The organism is Boudabousia liubingyangii, from assembly GCF_001907245.1.
Classification (GTDB): Bacteria; Actinomycetota; Actinomycetes; order Actinomycetales; family Actinomycetaceae; genus Boudabousia; species Boudabousia liubingyangii.
The window spans coordinates 203,608-221,985 of sequence record NZ_MQSU01000002.1 but is presented as its reverse complement, the minus strand read 5'-3'; the positions used below and the strand labels follow the sequence as shown (position 1 = coordinate 221,985).

Below are 18,378 nucleotides of genomic sequence, written 5' to 3'. Positions count from 1 at the left end.
TCACCAGCTGTATCCAAGAACTAGGCCCTCTTGTGGTCCGCTGAAGTATTCGGGCGCCACTTCTGGGGGCAAAATCCGCTGTAGCGTGTATTCAGTTTCTTGGAAGAAACCACTGGGTAGTTCCGGGGGGAGTAAGACGCGTAGCGTACCCGCGGGTTGTTCTTCGGTCCAAACCTCTAGGGTTCCCTGGTGGAGGGCGATCTCCCCGGGGTTTTCGCACTGAAGCTGCCGGTAGTGAGAACGGGAGTTCTGCAGGGCTGATTTTTGTGCCGCTAGGATTTCTTCCGCGTTACGGGCGTGGAGTTCTTGGACTACTGCGGCCGCTGCGTTTAGAAGTTCAAGCTCATTACGGCAGGCTGAGTGCACCAGGGGTACGGGGGCGCCCTGGAGGACTTCTCGGACAAGTTCATGATCCACTTCCGTGGCGCTAATCAAGGTACCAGCTAGGGGTTCGGGGCTGGCCAGGAGGTCACGCAGTAGTTCTGGGCGCTGGGGGCGATAGAGGACATTGACCCCCATCAGGCACAATTCTCTAGTGATTTCCGGGGAGCTAGAGAGTGCCAAAACGAAGGGCCGGATCGCCGGTCGGGTACGCCCTAGCAAAATCACGTTATTAGCCTGCGGGGTATCTAGGGGCTCTTGGGTGCGGTCATTTTGCCCCGGGGCCGGTGGGGTAATAATCAGGACATCACGCCGGTTCTCTAGGCCGGGGATTTCTCTGGTTGGTTCCAAGCATCGGTGTAGAACCCGGTAATGCTCCCAACCGAAGGGATCTAGGGCCCCTACTTTCCACAGGGGGTCATGGGAGTGACAGGCCTTCTGGTAGGCGCTAAAACTTCCCGGCGGGCCGTCAATTTCGAGTAGGCAGGTAGAGAGTCGCTGGGCGCGCCGGGTAATTGGGGTTGGGCTTTTGACCTGCGGCAGGTCAGCCAATTGGAAACGCAAGGTTTCCGGGACGGCCTCGAGCATGTCGGGGTCCAGCGGGCTAGCTCCACGGCACAGGGCGGCAGCCCAAAGTAGCAGCGGTAAGGCACTAGCTTCTAGGACTTCCCCACTGGTATTAGCCGATCGACTGTCCAGTTTGGCCTTATGACTTTGCCAATCCCCTTCTTGATAGGCCGCCTGCGGTAGAGACACGTAGGCCAGCAGACTGTAGAAGTGCTGCAATAACACTGAGGGAACGGTTAGGTTTCCATGCGCGTAATCGACAGTGGCTTGAGCCAGTGGCATTTCTTCACTAGGTGCGGGGAGTTGAACGGCTAGTTCCCCATGGGAGCGTTCCAGATTCTTCGCTAGTTCGACCGCAGTCAGGTAATCCCGACCTGAGCAGGTATCCGCTAGGGCACGAAGCACATGGGCTAGGCGCATACCTGCAAGTCCCCGGGCTGAGGTTTCGGCACGCACTGCCAGGAGTTCCGCTAGCGTAGCTAGGTCCACCTGTTCTAGTGGCGTGTAGGCGGTGGCGGCTGCCGGTTCGGTGAGCTTAACTAGTTCGTTCAGACTGTGATCGAAGCCGGTGGGAAGGCTATATCTGGAGACTTCAGCGAAAGGCTGTAGCGTTTGAGCGATCTGTGGGTCTTCCGTGAGTTCTTTAAGCGCTACTAGGGCACCCTTTAGTTCCGTCACGGTAAAGCGACTGGCGGCACTCAGTTCGCGAGCTTTTTGGTAGCTCATTTGGGGACCGCCGGGCTTTGGGGTGGACGAAAAATCACTCATAGGTCTATGATAATGGCCCTGACCCAATCCTGAATAATGCAACAGGTGATGACTCGCACAGCTGCAGATGTTGGGATTTTGGCTGAAATAGTCTATTCTGGTTGGGTTGCCTGTCCGGGGCTATTAATAATAGTTCCCGTTCGGTAGTGATTTATAATATTCGAGGCTTAGAGATCAGGAGATTCACCGTGGCTGCTGTTTGCGACGTTTGCGGTAAGGGACCGGGCTTCGGCAAGAGCGTCTCGCACTCCCACGTGCGGACCAACCGCCGGTGGAACCCGAACATTCAGCGCGTGCGCGCCCTAGTTAAGGGTGCCCCCAAGCGACTGAATGTGTGCACCAAGTGCCTAAAGAGCGACAAGGTTACCCGTAACATCTGATTCGGTTAACTTAAAGTTCTAGTGCCCCAGCCATTTAAGGCTGGGGCATTTTCGCATCCTAATTTTCTGGCTGCACGTTTGACCTACCCCGCCTACTTTCTCTACCTCTATGCAGTAGGGAGCGTAAACTTATGGTTATGAGTACCGATAGTGCGCTACCGATTCCAGAGCTACCCGACTGGGCTAACTACGTTCAGTGGTGGCAGATTTATCCCCTTGGTGCTTTAGGGGCTGATACAACCGGTCAGGACCCAAACTCTTATGGAAAGCTTTCTGATCTAATTCCCTGGCTGGATCATGCGCGCGATCTGGGCCTAAATGGTCTTTCCTTAGGTCCAATTTTCAAGTCCGAACTTCACGGTTATGACACGATCGATTATTTCCAGATCGATCCCAGAATCGGCACCCTAGATGATTTCCAGGCCCTTTTAGCGGCAGCCCACGAGCGTGGTCTTAAAGTCATGTTGGATGGCGTATTTAACCACGTATCTAAGAACTACCCTTGGGAGCCAGAGCAGGCACCAGCGCATCTAGCTATCGATGATGCTGGAAATGTGCGAGTCTTCGAAGGCCACGGGCAGTTGCAAGAACTTGATTTACAAAAGCCTGCCACCAAAGCACTCATTGGCAAGGTCCTCAGCTATTGGACCGATTTAGGGGTTGATGCTTGGCGTTTCGATGCTGCCTACGCCCTTGATGGTCCGGCCATCTCTGAGGTTCTAAGCAGTTTCCGCTCACAGTACCCGCAGGTACTCTTGGCGGCAGAGATTATTCACGGGGACTATCCCCACCTAGTGGCTCAGGGTGGTTTCCACACCTGCACTCAGTACGAATTGTGGAAGGCGATCTGGTCTGCCCTGAAGGATGAAAATCTCTATGAACTAGCCTGGGCCTGTGGCCGACATAATTACTTCACGAGGGCGTTCCTGCCCTGGACTTTCATTGGGAACCACGACGTCACTAGGATCTCGTCCCAGCTACCACTAGCCTCCCGTCACCTTGCTCCCCTACTTTTGGCTACTCTACCCGGTATGCCTACCGTTTATTACGGGGATGAGCTAGCTTGGGAAGGACTGAAGGAAGAGCGATTTGGCGGCGATGATGCGATCCGACAGGCGCTCCCAAAGCAGGTTCCCGGCCCCACTGAACGTCCGCTGGAATATTCTCACTACGCTCGGTTGCTAGGTTTACGTCGTCGCTTCCCGCAGATCACCTCTGGGCAAGTCCAGATTTTAGCGGTAGCTGGAGCAGCCCTAGCCTATGCGGTTCGGGACCAAGCTGGTAAACCCGTAATGGTGGTGGCACTTAATGCGGGCCAGAAGCACAGCACTCTTCCCCTCGGTGAAGGTATTAGCGGTCTGACTGCCAGTGACCCGGAAGGCTCGGTAAATGGTGAGCCAGCGCCCTCGTCATCACGGGCCCAGTATTTAGCTGGCCAAGATGCCGGTTGGGAAGCAGACCGGTTTGAACTGGATCCGGGTGCCTGGATGATCTGGGAAGTCTAGGCAGCTAGACCCGGCCCAAGGGACGTACCTAGATATCTAGAAACGAATCTTAGCCCAGACTCCTAAATGATCGGTTCCCTCTACCTCGAAGGTCCCAGCTTCACTGGCTTGGGCTCCCCACAGATTAATGTGGTCGATCCGGGTGAAGGGGAACTTGTGCGGCCAAGTATAGCGCGGCCAGATGCCCTCTTGGTCTAGGGCGTCATGTCCGGACCCCAGCATCTGACGATAGGGACGATGCACATAGGCAGCATTGTAATCACCGGCTGCTAGGGCGGGAACTTCAGGAGATTTTTCAGCCCACTGACCAATCTGCATTAGATCTCTTTGCCACAGGGAGACCGTGCGAGCCCGCATCGGTGGTAGCACGTGTACTCCCATCACGCGGACTTTTCCTTGCGGATGTTCAAGCGTTGCGAAAGGGATCTGGAAGGATCCAGAATAGGGCCCCCAATACTGGTTGAGCAGACCCGTGTCTAATAGTGGGTAACGAGCATAGATGGTGGTTTCATATCCACTGTCGCTGCGCGGAAGCTCGGTATGGAAAGGCAGTTCAGCTTCGATCAGTGGCAGTAGCTGTTGGGCGTGGGCCTGAGTCGCTTCGGTAACTACCAGTACGTCCGCCCGGTGATCTTTTACCTGCTTCGCGATCTGCTCCGGGTGTCCCGCCCCGAACTCGACATTTATCGAAACCACGGCTAATTCACCATGTTGAGCACTGCTCGCGCCAGCCCGGGAGTTCGCGGTCCGTGCTTGGTAATACGGCAACACCAGATAGTTACCTAGCATTAGGGCCATCATTACGAGGTTGATCAGCGCCCATTTAGGTTTTCTGGCCACCAAGCTTAAGAGCAGCACCACCGCTAGCAGTACCGTTCCAAAAGGCGCTAACACACCCACAATATAGGGGAAGGCAACTAGGCTTTGAGTCGTGTAGTAGGTGTAGAACGAGACTAATACGCCCGCGAAAGCCAATGCGGTGAACGCCTTGAGAATCTTGTTGCTATTCAACGGCCATCCCCTCCTTTGACAAGAGCCCGGATCGACTGCGCAAGAAACGCTCCCAAAAATGCACCAAGGGTATTCATCAATAAATCATTAATATCACTAATGCGGTACTGGCATTCAACTAAACCAAAATTAGCACTAAATTGGGCTACTTCGATAAACAAGGAACTAATAAATCCTAGTGCTAAAGCAGCCCTAATCGAGAGCCGGTAATGCCATACCAATATAAAACCCATCGGCACGAATAAGAGTACATTTAGCCATAATCCAGTAGCTGAATGAGAAAAGAGGATTTGAAGCCAATTTTCACCTTGCATCACTTGTTGGCGGATGCTTCTGAACGGAAGAGTAGGATCCAGCACTACCCTATGGGCTGGTCTACGCGAACACCAGTAAGGCGTTATCTTGGGAATTGGGAAAAAAGTATATCCAATAAGCGCCGTCACATAGATCATAACAATCGAGTGAAAACCAAACTTCAAAGATTGGTTGTCTTTGCTTCCCATCAGGAAGTACCGGAAGGCTGATAGGGGAATGAACACAACCGCGCTCAAAAGCATGCCAACTAAAATTAGAAGCACGGCATGGGCAAAGAGCTGACTACCAGTGATCGCTATAAGAATCATGCCTCTGGCCTCAATGTTATCCCCTCTACCAGTAACCAATCTGAGCTAGCTATACAGTTATTCTCATTCACAAGACCGCGTCATGGAATGAACTTTTTCAGATTCCCCGTAGTGGTCCCATCCGCCGACACCTTCATAGAGCTGATCATCAAGGTAAATAGCTGGCTTCGAGTCCGCAAGCTGGGCTTCGGCTTCGATAATCCGGCCAATGGGACGGAAATCTTCGGGCACCTTGGCAGAGTCCGAGAATACGGCTAGCAAGGGGTGGTCCTCTCCCCCAGCCATCACCCATTGCCACGGGTCAACCCCGATCAGTTCCCCGGCTGGAGCTAGGAAGTTTACAAAAGGCGTGAGGGCTTTGGTTTCTAGGCGGGCCGCTAGGGTCTGGCCGCGGCTTTGGCTGGACGCGCGTAGGATCCGGCGCAGGTCTTTACCTAGACCATCAGAGACATCAAGCATCGCATGGGCCCCGGCACGAGCTGCCGCGGGACCGGCCTCCAGAGGTGGACGGGCTGCTTTAAAGATTGAGACACACACTTCGACTACGGCACGAGTGCCTTCCGGTAATTGATTTCGTGCCTCTTGGTGAGCGTAACCAGCATGGCAAAGGTCCAAGCCTGCCCCTGAACGGCCCAGCGTACCGGCTAAACAGATTAGATCTCCCGGGCGAGCTCCTGACCGGGTCACAGCAGTTTCTCCCCGCAGGTCTCCAGTGACGGTGGCATTGAGGATAATCTGTTTCCCACCGGAAAGATCCCCACCAATAATCGCCGCCCCAGCCTGCGCACATCGCTCTGAAATTCCACGATACAGCTCATCAACCCAAGCTAGGGTGGTCTGCGGCGGGAAAGCAAAACTCAACACTACCCCGCTCGGATAAGCCCCCATGGCGGCAATATCAGCCAGATTTTGGGCGGCAAGACGTTGCCCCACCTCATAGGCAGAAGACCATTGCGAAAGCCAATCCGCCTCTCCGATCATCATGTCACTGGTAATCACGTAGGCGCCATCGGGGGCGGCCATGACTGCCGCATCATCCCCGGGAGGGGTAATAATCAGGTCGTTAACGGGAAGGTGCGGGAAAAGATGCTCTAAAAGCGCGACCTCGTCGAGGTCGGCAATTCGGGTCTGCGGGTCCAAGTGCGCCATATCTACCCCACCTACTTCGATGAACCTAAGCAGCTAAGCTACTGACGGTGCCGAATCCGGGCCGTACCGGACAGGACCACGGCCGCCGCGCTGGCCACGTTCAGCGATTCCGCCTGCCCGTACATGGGAATGGAGACCAGGTAGTCGCAGAGTTCGGCCTCGTCGGGAGCCAAGCCCTTTGCCTCATTGCCAAATACCCAAACCAGTGGGCCTTCCAGCACGGGAGCCAGTTCCGGGTCGGTACCCAAGGTTGCGGCATCGATTAGGTCGTCAAAGGAAATCGCTCCCTCGCCACTGGTACCCAAGATCTTAAACCCGGCCTTTTTCAAGGGAACCACCAGATCAGAGAACTGACCGGTGTAGGTGGGCAAGTGGAAGGAAGACCCTACTGCCGAACGCAGTACCTTCGGGCTGCTAAGGTCGGCGGTACCGGCCGAGGCTAAGACGGCCTGGGCTCCGAAGGCGTCAGCCAGGCGAACCATGGTGCCGGCATTACCCGGGTCTTGGACGCGCGCTAAGAGCACGGCCATTCCAGCATCTAGTTGCAGCTGTTCTACGGGGTGGAAGGGTAGCTTCTCCAGTTCGGCTACGGCCACGATCCCCTGCGCGTCAGAGGACATGTGGTCCACCACCTGGCGGGTGCAGGGGTGCACGAAATCGGTGACCTCGCGGGCGGCCAGCACTAGTTCCCGGTAGGTGCCCGAAGCCATTTCTAGGTCCACATAGAGGTCGCGGATGGCTGAGGGTTGGAAACGAATCAGTTCCCGCACGGCCTGCGGCCCCTCGACTAGCGCTAAACCGTACTTCTGACGGGTTTGACGGCGGGCTAGGCGGCTCACGAAGCCAACCCGATTGGCCTTCGGGTTGTCCATCAAGTCGACGCGGTCAGAAAACAGATGCTGGGAAGATTCACTCATGTCTCCCAGCTTAGCAGCAGTAGGTGCTGGGACCGTTCTAGACCGGCGTGAAATACGTGTTATTTAGCCAGCAGGCGGTCACTGAGTTCCGCTAGGGCACGCTGGTCGGCCAACCATTCGTTACCGTAGGTACTGATACTTAACGCGGCCACCTCAGAGGCGTAGTCTAGGGCTTCTGGAACTGTGAAGTCATTGAGTAGCGCGCAGGCGAAAGCACCGTGGAAAACGTCGCCGGCACCGTTGGTGTCGACGGCTTTGGCAGGGTGGGCGGACCAGCGGCGGATTTGTTCTTCCCCGGTGACACGATAGGCGCCACCGTGGGAGCCATTGCTGACAGCCAGAATCTGTCGTCCCCAGTCGGCGGGAACCTGTTGCAGTAGTTCCTTCATATTGTCGTTCTTGGTGTACAGGAACTTCTGTAGGTACTTGGCGGGGGCAATCACGTAGTCCGCTTGGGGTAGCGCGTCAGCCACCCAGGGGCGACCTGAGCCGGTATCTAACACTAGCGGGATTTGATGTTCATTCGCGTATTCGATGGTGGCCGTGAAGAGCTTCGGGTCGGTGGCATCGAGCATAATAATGCCGATCTCTTCGGGGTTGATTTCATCGAAGAGCGGCTGGGGTGATTGGACTTTTTCACCCCCGGTCCAAAGGATGGTTCGGCTGGAGTTGAGCTCGTTCAGGATTATGGTTGATTGCGAGGCTGGGGCCTCATTGCGTTCTAGTCTGAGGTCGATCTGGGTTTGGGATAGATCGTCTAGTAGATTCTGGGCGGTATCGCCGCTTCCGAGGGCGGCGATCAGGATCGCGGACTGTCCTAGGGCATCTGCCACGACGGCAGACTTGGCGGCAGAACCACCTAGGGCTTGGTAGCTGTCCTTGACTGGTTGGGCGGTGTCTTCCTTGGGGTAGCTTTCTACTAGCAGTAGGTTGTCCATGGTTAGCATGCCCACGCACAGGATCTTTTTCATTTTGTTACTCCGTTTTGGGTCGAAGTTTTACTGAGCCTCTTAGCACGGGGTGGACCCAGGCTAAGATCGTGGAGGCCCCTAGTAGGACCCCGGACAGAATGAAGGGTGAAAGCGGGTGCCAGGCATATAGTGCGGTAGCACTTACCGGGCCGAAGATCCAAGAGATCGCACCGGTCGCACTGAGTACGCCGGCTACACCCGCTAGTTCATTCTTGTTTACGGCAAGTGAGGCCCCGGCGTTGAATCCAGGGGAAACCAGACCCATGGAGATACCGAAACCTAAATAGCTGAGCATTAGCAGCCAGAAGTTACTGGCTAGGGCCAGGCCGAAGAGGGATAGTACTGAGACGTTTAGGCCAATGCGCAGTAGTCGATCCGGCGTCCACCCTAGGCGTGGGACAATCACGATCTGCATGATCATGGCTCCGGCGGCACTGGCTAGTAGTAGGAACCCGGTTGGTGCCATGGCCTGTTCGGGGGCTAGGTGAAGTCGGTCTTGGGCTAGGAAGCCGGTAATAATCTGCGCGACCCCATTGGTGAAGAACATGCCCAGGGCCGCTAGGATCCACGGCAAGATGCGCGGATCAAGGAATGAGACCTTTAGCGGCTGGGATTTCTTCGGGGGTGGTGGGGTTACGGGAACGGCAAAGATGGTGACTAGCAGCGCGATGGCGATGAGGATTCCGGTGGCGTGGACGGGACCGTAGATGTGCCAGGCACCCAGGGCGGATGAGGCTAGGGAGCCAATCATGATCGAGGCGCTGATCGACCCGGAGAAGGCACTCATGCCCGCCACGCGGGAGGGTTCATCAGGAGTTAGGGCGGCGATTAGTGCCTGACCGGTGGGCGGGATTGCAGATACTGCCGCCCCGAAGAAGGCGCCGCGGGCGATGACGATAATGGCGGTGGCCACGCCGGCGCTGAGCATCCCGGCATCGCGTAGCATGACTGAGCCAGAGAAAAGCAGGGAGGCAATAAAAGCTAGGGTGAGCGCGATGATCAGCACGCGACGCCGTCCCCAAATTAGGGAGCGCCGAGACCAGAACTGGGAAAGCATCGCCACGAAGACAGCTGCGAGTGAGACCGCTAGGCCCACTGCCCAACTGTAGAGGTTCAGTTTTCGCGCTAGCGGGGCGATGGATACGTTCAGCATGTTTTGGGCACTGTAGGTGAAGAATACGATTACTAGCAGTGCGCGTAGGGTGGGGTTGCTGATTAGGAGTGAGGTTTTACTGGGGACTTTGGCTTTGGGCGCTACCGCTTCGGGTAGTTCCGGTGCCGCTTGGGATTTCGAAGGTTTGATGGGGTTATGCATAAGAGTTTTAGTTGCCAGTCTTTATTGGTTTTTCTTGGCTCAGTTTTAGTCTATTGAAAGCTTGACGCATTTGCCACTAAGGCGCGGGAATAGAAAGCGGTTCCACTTGGTTGTTATGATGAGACTGTTTTCTTTTTCGAGGCTGAAAGGTTCCTATGACATCCCCTTCCGACCGCTCTGACCGCAATGATGCTGCCAAACGTGCCGCCAAGGGATCTGAACAGGTCACGGCTTCGTCCGCGACTTCGGTACCCGCTTCTTTACGTACCGCTCAGCCGCAGGCTTGGTGGCCGCAGGCTAGGTTTATTTCCGCCGAGGGCGTGCGGGAAGAAACCCAGCGCACTCCCCTACAGGGTTACTTACGAGCCCTGCTGCTGACTTTGGGCGTAGGTTTGTTTTTGGTCCTACCGACAGATATTTTGCCGAACCCGATCTTCTCTAGGGAGGTACCGGTGCGCTGGTGGGAATACCTAGCAGTAGGTGCCACCTTGATTCTGACTTTCCTCTGGTTCGCACTGCCGGCCGCTCCGAAGGATCCGCAGGCTGGCCGTTTTGCGACGATTATTGGGGCGACGCTCTTTGCGGTGGCCTGCCCAGTCTGTAATAAGATCGTGCTACTGCTTTTGGGCACCTCTGGTGCTTTAGGCTTGTGGGCACCGGCGCAGCCCTATATTGCGGCGATTGCGGTGGCCGCTTTAGCTCTGGCCCTATGGTTGCGAGTGCGACCGCGACCATTATCCCTTTGAACGTACTAATCCCCGACGTCTTATCCATTTAAGCGTCGGGGATTCTGTTTTGGTCGCTGAGAGTGTCGAAGGTATTAGCAGGTGATTTTGACTCCATTTAGGTAGTAAACAGTTCCCTTCGGACAACTCTTCTCGGCTTCCCGCTGAGCTCTCCGACGACGTTCACGTCCCTCTTCCAGTTTTTTCTTCCAATCTGGTATTGCCGGCGCCGGAGCCACCTTCTTTGGTGCGGGCTTGGCGGGAGCAACAGACTTCTTGGGAGCGGGAGCAGACTTGCGCTTTTGTTTGTGAGGAGTCTGCACAGGTGCCGTCTTATGTTTAGGTGCCGTTCTTACCTTTTGCGGGGCGGGTTGAGGCTTAGACTTTGCTTTACGAGGGGCGGAAGCATCTTTGGGGGAAGAAGGAATGGTCGCGGAGTTCTTGGCTTCTGCTTGACGTTTGGCTTCCATTTCGGCCTTAGCCTGGGCAGCTTTCTTAGCTTCGACAGCGGCCTTCGCCTTTGCTTCGGCCTCGGCCTTTTGCTTCACTTCGGCTTCCTTGGCCTTCGCGGCCGCTTCCTCCTGGGCTCCCTTCTGATCTTTAGCTTCAGGGGTGCCCACTTTACTTACAGTCGGCTCAGGAGTCTTGACTACCGGGGCGGGTGAAGGGCTTGGAACGGATGAAGTTCCGGCACCGGGGCTAGCGCAAGCAGATAACAACAGCGTAAATGTCAAGGTAGCAAGTGCGATTGGCTTGCCTAATCTAGTAGTACTTAGCATTTCCAAACTCCCGTTCCAGGGTGCCTTCCGGTCATGATCTTACTCTCCCACGATTACTCCAGCATAATGATGGATATAGTAAGCATGCTAGATTCCGTGCTCCCCAACTGAAAGTCACTAGTGGAAGGCGGGATATACGAAGCGGGCCGAGGAAAAATCCTCGGCCCGCTTTTGTAAGCTTAATCCGCTGGGTTAAGACAGCAGCTTATAGCCACCGTCGCCCGTGGGGAACTCAGGCTTCCTTGGGAGCGTTAACGTCTTCCGGTAGTGCTTCCTTAGCAGCCTTGACCAGGGTGCTGAATGCAGCCGGATCAGAGATAGCTAGTTCGGAAAGAACGCGACGGTCAACCTCGATGCCAGCCAGGTTTAGACCCTGGATGAAGCGGTTGTAGGTCATGCCTTCAGCGCGGACAGCAGCGTTGATACGTGCAATCCAGAGGCGACGGAACTCGTTCTTGCGAGCCTTGCGGTCGCGGTACGAGTACACCATTGAGTGGGTGACCTGTTCCTTAGCCTTACGGTATAGGCGGGAACGCTGACCGCGGTAACCTGAGGCGCGGTCCAAAACAACGCGGCGCTTCTTAGCGGCGTTTACAGCCCTTTTTACGCGTGCCATATTCTAAAACTCCTTATAATTCCCGGTCCGGCTCACTTGCCGAGCAGCGATTTAATCTTCTTCACGTCGGCGGGAGCCACAACCTGGTCCCGGGACAGGCGACGCGTACGACGCGACGACTTGTGCTCTAGCAAGTGGCGCTTACCAGCACGCTCACGCATGAGCTTACCAGTACCGGTGGTGCGAACTCGCTTCTTCATACCCGAGTGCGTCTTGTTCTTCGGCATTTTCCTATCCTCGTATCTATATCCATGCCCCTTTAGGGCACCAGCATTATCTTCCGGTTGTTACCGGCAAAACCTTATTTACTTATTTGGCCTTTTCAGCCTGAGCCTGGCCGGAACGCTCAGAGCGTTCTTGGCGGCGTGCACGTCGTTCGTCTCGGGCTTCCTCGCGGCGCTTACGCACCTCGTTGATTGCCTCAGACTTCTTACGCAGCGGAGCCAGAACCATGTTCATGCGGCGTCCGTCAATCCGAGGACGTGCTTCCACAGTGCCATATTCAGTTACTGATTCAGCCAAACGCTCAAGCAGTTTCACGCCAAGTTCCGGACGTGATTGTTCACGACCACGGAACATGATTACGACCTTAACCTTGTCGCCACCGTTCAAGAAACGAACGACGTGGCCACGCTTGGTTTCGAAGTCATGATCATCGATCTTTAGACGGAACTGGACTTCCTTCATCTGCGTATTGGCCTGGTTACGACGAGCAGCACGTTCTTTCTGAGCCATCTCATACTTGTACTTGCCGTAATCCATGAGCTTAGCTACCGGAGGACGAGCCTCAGGTGCCACCTCAACTAGGTCGAGGTCGGCTTCTTGTGCTAGGCGTAAAGCGTCTTCTACACGAACTACACCAACCTGTTCACCAGCGGGACCGACTAGTCGGACTTCCGGGACTCGAATGCGTTCGTTAATACGCGGTTCAGTAATGACCCTGCTCCATTCTCTGCTCAAAGTAATCAACGTCAGGGCACCAAAAAGGCCTTCGGCGCACTGCGCGAAGGCCTAAACATAACAATGGACACACAGCTTTCACTGCCAATCCACAATCACGCTCTTTACCCGATACCTAGCTCTGCTTTCACAGGCGGCAATCCAGGTGGGAGTGGCCTCCACTTACGTTGTGGGTCCGGTTGGACCCGCTTTTGACTTCCCTTAGCTTAACACATGTTCACTACGGGTTTAAGGATTTCGGGGATTAGTATACGTAGACTTCGACACACTCACCATATTTAGGCTCCCCAGGGCCCGGCAACTGAAGCAATCTTCCCACTAGGCTAGGTTAACCGGCTGTGGTGCGACGGACAGTGGCCCACATGATCCTGGTAGTTCGGGTATCTGTGCCACTTGGGAAACAAAGCTAGAGACCTGTGCACGCGCTTCCCGACCGGCTTGGTCCGGGCCGGCAGTCATTAAAACTGATAACTCCAAGCGAGTACCATACCCCTGCGGTTGGAAGGTAAAACCTACCAACGCAGGATAGTTGGACATGAGGTCCTGGACCGCGACGTTAAGCGGCTCGTTAGCCCACGCCGGCAACCAGTTGTCCCCTACTACTAGGGCAGAAAGTGCCGGCATCCCCAGGATTAGCTCTGGGTCTTGATTTAGCATTAGAGCCTGCTGATCCGATAGTGCCCAGGTGGCAAACTGTTTTACCGGCACGGGTACTGGCCGGGCCGTCGGATCAAATTTCTGCATGCTGACGACATCGGTAAAAGCCAGTAGTACCGACTGCCCATTTACTTCTTGACGGATCAGCGATTCGGCTAAGTTTTTTGGTTCTGAATGTTCTTCGGGATGCGCATAAACCGGCATTAGTAGTCTTTGCCCAACCAGTGCGTGAGCGACCTTTTCTAGCCGAGCCCGCACTTTCGTTCCAGATAGGGCTGCGGCCACCGCTGCAGGGCAGTCCCCCGCATCATGGGCAGCAGCACCTACGGGCTTTTGCCCCAGCCTCTGGGCCAGTTTTTGACGCTGCGCTTCAGTCAGCTTTAACGGTCGATTCTCTGTCATTGAGTATCCTTAGCAGGCGATTAGTTCAAACTTCCCAGCTGCTACTTTAATCCTAGGCGGATTCAAGGTAGCTCTACTGATCGCGTCGACTCTGGTTGAAAATATTCTTGCTAATGTTCTTAAAGGAACGCCAGATTGAGGGCGGTTCTTCCACCGGGAAATCGTGAGTTAGCGGGTCAGTACGCCCCACTAGTAGGTCTTCGATCCGTGGATCTAGATAGGCCACAACCATTCCCGCGCTTAGTGGTTTATGAGCTTTTCCGTTTAGATAACGCCATGCCACCAATTGCCCAACAACTGCACTTTCGCCCTCGTCAATAGCATCGGGGTCAGTTTGGCTCAACCATGACTGCAACCCAAGAACTTCGCGGCCCAGCAACTCGCTTAGGGCTTTTCCAACCTGGTCCAATTCTGGGGCTAGGGGGCGTTCGGGGCCCATCAGCTCAGAAAACTCGTCTTCCGCAGAAGTAATATCAACCCAAGCTACGGCACCGGATTCGGTCCCGAGGGCACGTGCTTTGAGCTTCGCTTCTTTGAGGATTTCTTCAAGTAGTAGCGCCGAGCGTAGCTCAGTTACGATCAGGCCCACTCGTCGATGTCCATCCTCCATGGGACGAACTTCTTCGATAACAAGGTTTTCAGGGATTTCCCCGTAGGCGACCTCTGGTAGGTCAGAGTTTTTTTCAGATTCTGGCACCTTGGAGCTTTCCTCAGCTTGATCATCACCGATTAGCTGAGCAAACTCCTTTTCGAAATCGCGTTCAGATTTATCTTCCCGCATGGTGGCCTCCTTAAATCTGGTCACTGCTAGTTTAGATTTTATCACTATTGATAAGCCACCCTTTGTTACCAACAGGTAGAATCCAGTCATGGAACTTTTCGATTTACCTGTCCGTACCCCCATCAAATTGGCACAATTCCTTAAGTTAGCAAGCCTTGTGGATTCAGGCGCGGAAGCTGGGGCACTAATTCAGAGTGGCCAAGTAATGGTCAACGGCACAGTTTGTACCCAGCGTGCCAAGCAGCTCAATGACGGAGACGAAGTCACTTTACTTGACCCCGATGCTCCTGAACCGGGCGCTATTGTCCGCAGCGAAAACTAACTAGTTATTAGCGTGCTCGGCCGGCAACACCCCGGAACCTAGGATCGCTAGGATATCGGCAAATAGTGCCGTTGATTGCTCCACGGTGGTCTTATCCAGCTCCAAGGTAGTTACCTTAGGACCTTCCTTAACCTTCAACCGTACCGGTGACGAACCCGGGTGCGTCTCTAGGACATCACGGAGGGCTTCCATATTGGCACGAGTACACTGACGAACCCCCAAGTTGAGGACTAGGGGTAGTTCACCAGTTTCAGAAACCTCTAGCACCTTCATATCCGTTGCATAGATTTCCGCCTTCGCGTCATCACGTCGCATATTACCGGTAATCGAAACTAGGGCGTCCGGTTCCAGGAAGGGCGAATAGGTCTCAAAGGTACGCGGGAAGAAGAGCACCTGCATGGACCCGCTTAAGTCCTCGATGGTGACGATCGCCCACAGGGCACCCTGCTTATTGGTCTTACGAACCACAGAAGTAATCAAACCGGAAATCCGCACCGTACCGCGATCGGGCGTGCCCCCCTCGCCAATGACGTGGGTGATCGGTGCGTCCGCATTCCGAGCCAGGGTACGTTCCAAGCCATTTAGCGGGTGATCCGACACGTAAAGGCCCAGCATGTCACGCTCAAACTGCAACTTGATCTTTCGGTCCCACTCGGGCAAGTTAGGAATCGCGAAAGTAAAGGCGTCATCGACCGGCGTATCAAAGGCCGCAAAGAGGTCAAACTGACCAATAGCCTCATTACGCTTCTGGCTGGTGACGGCGTCAACGGCCTCTTCATGGCAGGCAGACAATGCCGCCCGAGATTCCTCTAGGGAGTCAAAAGCCCCGGCCTTAATCAATGAATCAATGGTGCGCTTATTGCAAACCACCATGGGCACCTTGGACAAGAAGTCCTTGAAAGAGGTGAAGGGGCCCTTTTCTTGGCGAGCTTCAATAATGGCCTCAACGACGTTATGGCCAACGTTGCGGATAGCCGCCAAGCCAAAGCGAATGTCCTCCCCGACCGCGCTAAATAGCGCATCGGATTCGTTCACATCCGGCGGCAGCACATTAATGTGCATCCGACGGCATTCAGCTAGGTAGTTAGAAAGCTTATCCTTGTTGTCCCGCTGACTGGTCAGCAGGGCGCTCATGTATTCGACCGGGTAGTTGGCCTTTAGGTAGGCGGTCCAGTATGAGACCACACCGTAGGCGGCCGAGTGGGCCTTGTTGAACGCGTAGTTTGAGAAGGGAACTAGGATATCCCACAGGGTCTTAATGGCGTCCTCGGGGTAGCCGCGCTCGATCATGCCATCGTGGAAGGGAATGTATTCCTTGTCTAGAATTTCCTTCTTCTTCTTACCCATCGCACGACGGAGCAAGTCTGCTTGGCCCAGCGAGTAGCCGGCGACCTTCTGCGCAATAGCCATAACCTGCTCTTGGTACACGATCAGACCATAGGTCTCACCCAGAATGTCCTTTAGGGGCTCTTCGAGGGCCGGGTGGATCGGTTCGATCGCCTGAATCCCGTTCTTACGTAGGGCGTAGTTCGTGTGGGAGTCCGCGCCCATGGGGCCGGGACGGTAGAGCGCACCGACCGCGGAGATGTCCTCGAAGTTGTCGGGCTTCATCAGGCGCAGTAGCTCTCGCATACCGCCACCATCCATCTGGAAGACGCCTAGGGTTTCACCAGTGGAGAGCAGTTCGTAGGTAGCCCGGTCGTCAAGGGTGAGGTGGTCAAGATCAACGGGTTCCTTACCGTTGTCCACAATCGCTTCGAGGGCATCGGAAATCACCGTCAGGTTTCGCAGACCCAAGAAGTCCATCTTTAGTAGCCCAAGGGCTTCACAGGTGGGGTATTCGAACTGGGTAATGATGGCGCCATCCTGGGGGCGCTTCATCAGGGGAATAATGTCCGTCAGAGTATGCGAGGACATGATCACCGCACAGGCGTGTACGCCCCACTGGCGGGTCAGGCCCTCAAGGCCCTTAGCTAGGCCCACGACCTTTTGGACATCCGGATCGGAGGCGTGCAGTTTGCGGAATTCTTCCGCTTCCGCGTAGCGCTTGTGGGTGGGGTCGAAGATCCCGTTGACGGGAATATCCTTACCCATTACCGAGGGTGGCATGGCCTTGGTGAGGCGCTCCCCCATCTGGTATTCATAGCCGAGGACGCGGGTCGAGTCTTTTAGGGCCTGCTTAGACTTGATCTTGCCGTAGGTAACCACCTGCGCGATCTTGTCGGAGCCGTACTTGCGGGTCACGTAGTCGATGACCTCACCGCGACGACGTTCGTCGAAGTCGATATCGAAGTCAGGCATGGACACACGTTCAGGGTTTAGGAACCGTTCGAATAGTAGACCGTGCTCCAACGGGTTTAGTTCGGTAATACGCATGGCGTAAGCCACCATGGAACCGGCACCGGAACCACGTCCCGGCCCCACGCGAATACCCTGATCCTTAGCCCACTGGATGTAGTCGGCGACCACTAGGAAGTAGCCAGGGAAACCCATCTGGGTAATAATGCCAACCTCATAGTCGGCCTGTTTGCGAACCTCGTCTGGGATGCCGTTGGGGAAACGGTAGTGTAGGCCGCGTTCCACCTCGCGAATAAACCAGGAGTGTTCGTCCTCGCCCTCCGGGACGGGGAACTGGGGCATGAAGTTAGCGCCCTCTTTGGTGGTGGTGAACTCGACGTCGCACATCTGGGCGACCAGCAGAGTGTTATCGCAAGCCTCAGGGAGCTCCTTGAAGATTTCGCGCATTTCCTGGGCGGTCTTCAGGTAATAGCCAGAACCTTCGAAGCGGAAGCGGTCCGGGTCTGAAAGCCTTGAACCGGTAGAGATACACAGCATGGAGTCGTGAATATCGCGCTCATCCTTGCTGACATAGTGGGAGTCATTGGTGGCGATAATCGGGGCGTCTAGGTGACGCGCTAGAGCCAGCAGTTCTTTTTGGACTCGACGTTCAATGGACAGCCCGTGGTCCATGAGTTCGACGAAGAAATTCTCTTTACCGAAGATGTCCTGCAGTTCGCCCGCTTCCTTGTAGGCCTCTTCGATTTGACCTAGGCGCAGACGCGTCTGGACGGCACTGGAAGGGCAACCGGTAGTGCCGATTAGACCCTTCGAGTAGGTTTCCAGCAGGTCACGGTCTGCACGGGGAGCCTTACCGAAGTGTCCTTCAAGGGAGGCTAGGGAGCCTAGGCGGAATAGGTTATGCATGCCCTCGGTAGTGCGCGAGAGCAGGGTCATGTGCGTGTAGGAACCACGCGCGGAAACGTCGTCGCCGGCGCTCTGCTGCTCCTTGGTGCCCCAGAGGACGCGCGAGTTATCGAAACGGGAGGTGCCGGGTGTCATGTAGGCTTCTAGGCCGATGATCGGTTTGATGCCGGCATCCTTACAGGCGGAATAGAACTCAAATGCTCCGAACAGGAAGCCGTGGTCGGTAATCGCAACGGCGGGCTGCCCTAGTTCTTTGGCGCGCTCCACCATGGGTTTAATTCGGGCGGCACCGTCCAGCATTGAGTAGTCAGTGTGGCAGTGCAGGTGCACAAAGTTCGATTCCAT

18 protein-coding genes are annotated in these 18,378 nt (G+C 55.3%); 4 read left to right on the top strand and 14 right to left on the bottom strand.

The features are described 5' to 3' along the window. Window positions 1-1,716 carry a hypothetical protein gene (locus BSR28_RS03480; protein ID WP_073713361.1) on the bottom strand — a complete coding sequence of 572 codons (1,716 nt, stop codon included), beginning with the start codon at window positions 1,714-1,716 and terminating at the stop codon, window positions 1-3. 188 nt (window positions 1,717-1,904) lie between these two features. Between BSR28_RS03480 and rpmB the strand changes: the two genes are divergently transcribed. Together rpmB and BSR28_RS03470 are read left to right on the top strand one after the other, a co-directional pair. Further along, entirely contained in the window at window positions 1,905-2,096 is a 192-nt protein-coding gene (gene rpmB, locus BSR28_RS03475) for a 50S ribosomal protein L28 (RefSeq protein ID WP_073708978.1), read from the top strand. A 137-nt stretch (window positions 2,097-2,233) separates the two neighbouring features. Beyond that, window positions 2,234-3,601: an alpha-amylase family glycosyl hydrolase gene (locus BSR28_RS03470; RefSeq protein WP_083563054.1), complete on the top strand. Its 1,368-nt coding sequence runs from the start codon at window positions 2,234-2,236 to the stop codon at window positions 3,599-3,601. Between the two features lie 36 nt (window positions 3,602-3,637). Here the strand turns inward: BSR28_RS03470 and BSR28_RS03465 are convergent, their stop codons facing one another. The 6 genes from BSR28_RS03465 to BSR28_RS03440 all read right to left on the bottom strand — a co-directional run bounded on the left by BSR28_RS03465 (window position 3,638) and on the right by BSR28_RS03440 (window position 9,587). Beyond that, the gene (locus BSR28_RS03465; protein ID WP_073713359.1) at window positions 3,638-4,612 is read right to left on the bottom strand and encodes an endonuclease/exonuclease/phosphatase family protein; all 975 of its coding nucleotides are present in this window, start codon (window positions 4,610-4,612) and stop codon (window positions 3,638-3,640) included. Then, window positions 4,609-5,235: a VanZ family protein gene (locus tag BSR28_RS03460; RefSeq protein WP_073708975.1), complete on the bottom strand. Its 627-nt coding sequence runs from the start codon at window positions 5,233-5,235 to the stop codon at window positions 4,609-4,611. Before BSR28_RS03460 ends, BSR28_RS03465 begins: the two co-directional genes overlap by 4 nt. A 63-nt stretch (window positions 5,236-5,298) precedes the next feature. Then, the gene (gene thiL / locus BSR28_RS03455; RefSeq protein ID WP_073713358.1) at window positions 5,299-6,384 is read right to left on the bottom strand and encodes a thiamine-phosphate kinase; all 1,086 of its coding nucleotides are present in this window, start codon (window positions 6,382-6,384) and stop codon (window positions 5,299-5,301) included. A gap of 38 nt (window positions 6,385-6,422) precedes the next feature. After that, window positions 6,423-7,301 carry a TrmH family RNA methyltransferase gene (locus BSR28_RS03450; protein ID WP_073708973.1) on the bottom strand — a complete coding sequence of 293 codons (879 nt, stop codon included), beginning with the start codon at window positions 7,299-7,301 and terminating at the stop codon, window positions 6,423-6,425. Window positions 7,302-7,360: 59 nt separating this feature from the next. Continuing rightward, window positions 7,361-8,272 carry a PfkB family carbohydrate kinase gene (locus BSR28_RS03445; protein ID WP_073713357.1) on the bottom strand — a complete coding sequence of 304 codons (912 nt, stop codon included), beginning with the start codon at window positions 8,270-8,272 and terminating at the stop codon, window positions 7,361-7,363. Window positions 8,273-8,276: 4 nt separating this feature from the next. Continuing rightward, window positions 8,277-9,587: an MFS transporter gene (locus tag BSR28_RS03440; protein WP_083563000.1), complete on the bottom strand. Its 1,311-nt coding sequence runs from the start codon at window positions 9,585-9,587 to the stop codon at window positions 8,277-8,279. Between the two features lie 155 nt (window positions 9,588-9,742). Between BSR28_RS03440 and BSR28_RS09100 the strand changes: the two genes are divergently transcribed. Continuing rightward, on the top strand, window positions 9,743-10,333 hold the full coding sequence (locus BSR28_RS09100) for a hypothetical protein (protein WP_198928928.1): 591 nt from the start codon (window positions 9,743-9,745) through the stop codon (window positions 10,331-10,333). Window positions 10,334-10,407: 74 nt separating this feature from the next. On the opposite strand, the gene BSR28_RS03430 is transcribed toward BSR28_RS09100, so the two are convergent. From BSR28_RS03430 to BSR28_RS03405, 6 genes are all read right to left on the bottom strand, one after another. Then, window positions 10,408-10,932 (bottom strand): hypothetical protein, encoded by a 525-nt coding sequence (locus BSR28_RS03430; RefSeq protein ID WP_073708971.1) that lies wholly within the window; start codon window positions 10,930-10,932, stop codon window positions 10,408-10,410. 391 nt (window positions 10,933-11,323) lie between these two features. Further along, window positions 11,324-11,707, bottom strand: coding sequence for a 50S ribosomal protein L20 (rplT, locus tag BSR28_RS03425; RefSeq protein WP_073708970.1), 384 nt, complete (start codon window positions 11,705-11,707; stop codon window positions 11,324-11,326). 32 nt (window positions 11,708-11,739) lie between these two features. Then, the gene (rpmI, locus tag BSR28_RS03420) at window positions 11,740-11,934 is read right to left on the bottom strand and encodes a 50S ribosomal protein L35 (protein ID WP_073708969.1); all 195 of its coding nucleotides are present in this window, start codon (window positions 11,932-11,934) and stop codon (window positions 11,740-11,742) included. An 82-nt stretch (window positions 11,935-12,016) separates the two neighbouring features. Continuing rightward, a complete protein-coding gene (gene infC, locus BSR28_RS03415; protein WP_233120601.1) occupies window positions 12,017-12,667 on the bottom strand; it encodes a translation initiation factor IF-3 in 651 nt (216 codons plus the stop codon). A gap of 318 nt (window positions 12,668-12,985) precedes the next feature. Continuing rightward, entirely contained in the window at window positions 12,986-13,726 is a 741-nt protein-coding gene (locus tag BSR28_RS03410; protein ID WP_073713356.1) for an SseB family protein, read from the bottom strand. Window positions 13,727-13,799: 73 nt separating this feature from the next. Beyond that, a complete protein-coding gene (locus tag BSR28_RS03405; protein WP_158020316.1) occupies window positions 13,800-14,531 on the bottom strand; it encodes a hypothetical protein in 732 nt (243 codons plus the stop codon). Between the two features lie 64 nt (window positions 14,532-14,595). On the opposite strand from BSR28_RS03405, the gene BSR28_RS03400 reads away from it, so the two are divergent. Continuing rightward, window positions 14,596-14,829, top strand: coding sequence for an RNA-binding S4 domain-containing protein (locus BSR28_RS03400; protein WP_073708966.1), 234 nt, complete (start codon window positions 14,596-14,598; stop codon window positions 14,827-14,829). On the opposite strand, the gene dnaE is transcribed toward BSR28_RS03400, so the two are convergent. After that, window positions 14,830-18,378: a DNA polymerase III subunit alpha gene (dnaE, locus tag BSR28_RS03395; RefSeq protein ID WP_073708965.1), complete on the bottom strand. Its 3,549-nt coding sequence runs from the start codon at window positions 18,376-18,378 to the stop codon at window positions 14,830-14,832.

Excerpts from the sequence above, each read along its gene's own strand:
- BSR28_RS03480 (WP_073713361.1), bottom strand. The coding sequence starts at position 1,716 with ATGAGTGATTTTTCGTCCACCCCAAAGCCCGGCGGTCCCCAAATGAGC.
- BSR28_RS03470 (WP_083563054.1), top strand. The coding sequence starts at position 2,234 with ATGAGTACCGATAGTGCGCTACCGATTCCAGAGCTACCCGACTGGGCT.
- BSR28_RS03460 (WP_073708975.1), bottom strand. The coding sequence starts at position 5,235 with ATGATTCTTATAGCGATCACTGGTAGTCAGCTCTTTGCCCATGCCGTG.
- thiL (WP_073713358.1), bottom strand. The coding sequence starts at position 6,384 with ATGGCGCACTTGGACCCGCAGACCCGAATTGCCGACCTCGACGAGGTC.
- BSR28_RS03450 (WP_073708973.1), bottom strand. The coding sequence starts at position 7,301 with ATGAGTGAATCTTCCCAGCATCTGTTTTCTGACCGCGTCGACTTGATG.
- BSR28_RS03445 (WP_073713357.1), bottom strand. The coding sequence starts at position 8,272 with ATGAAAAAGATCCTGTGCGTGGGCATGCTAACCATGGACAACCTACTG.
- BSR28_RS03440 (WP_083563000.1), bottom strand. The coding sequence starts at position 9,587 with ATGCATAACCCCATCAAACCTTCGAAATCCCAAGCGGCACCGGAACTA.
- BSR28_RS09100 (WP_198928928.1), top strand. The coding sequence starts at position 9,743 with ATGACATCCCCTTCCGACCGCTCTGACCGCAATGATGCTGCCAAACGT.
- rplT (WP_073708970.1), bottom strand. The coding sequence starts at position 11,707 with ATGGCACGCGTAAAAAGGGCTGTAAACGCCGCTAAGAAGCGCCGCGTT.
- rpmI (WP_073708969.1), bottom strand. The coding sequence starts at position 11,934 with ATGCCGAAGAACAAGACGCACTCGGGTATGAAGAAGCGAGTTCGCACC.
- BSR28_RS03410 (WP_073713356.1), bottom strand. The coding sequence starts at position 13,726 with ATGACAGAGAATCGACCGTTAAAGCTGACTGAAGCGCAGCGTCAAAAA.
- BSR28_RS03400 (WP_073708966.1), top strand. The coding sequence starts at position 14,596 with ATGGAACTTTTCGATTTACCTGTCCGTACCCCCATCAAATTGGCACAA.
- dnaE (WP_073708965.1), bottom strand. The coding sequence starts at position 18,378 with ATGGAATCGAACTTTGTGCACCTGCACTGCCACACTGACTACTCAATG.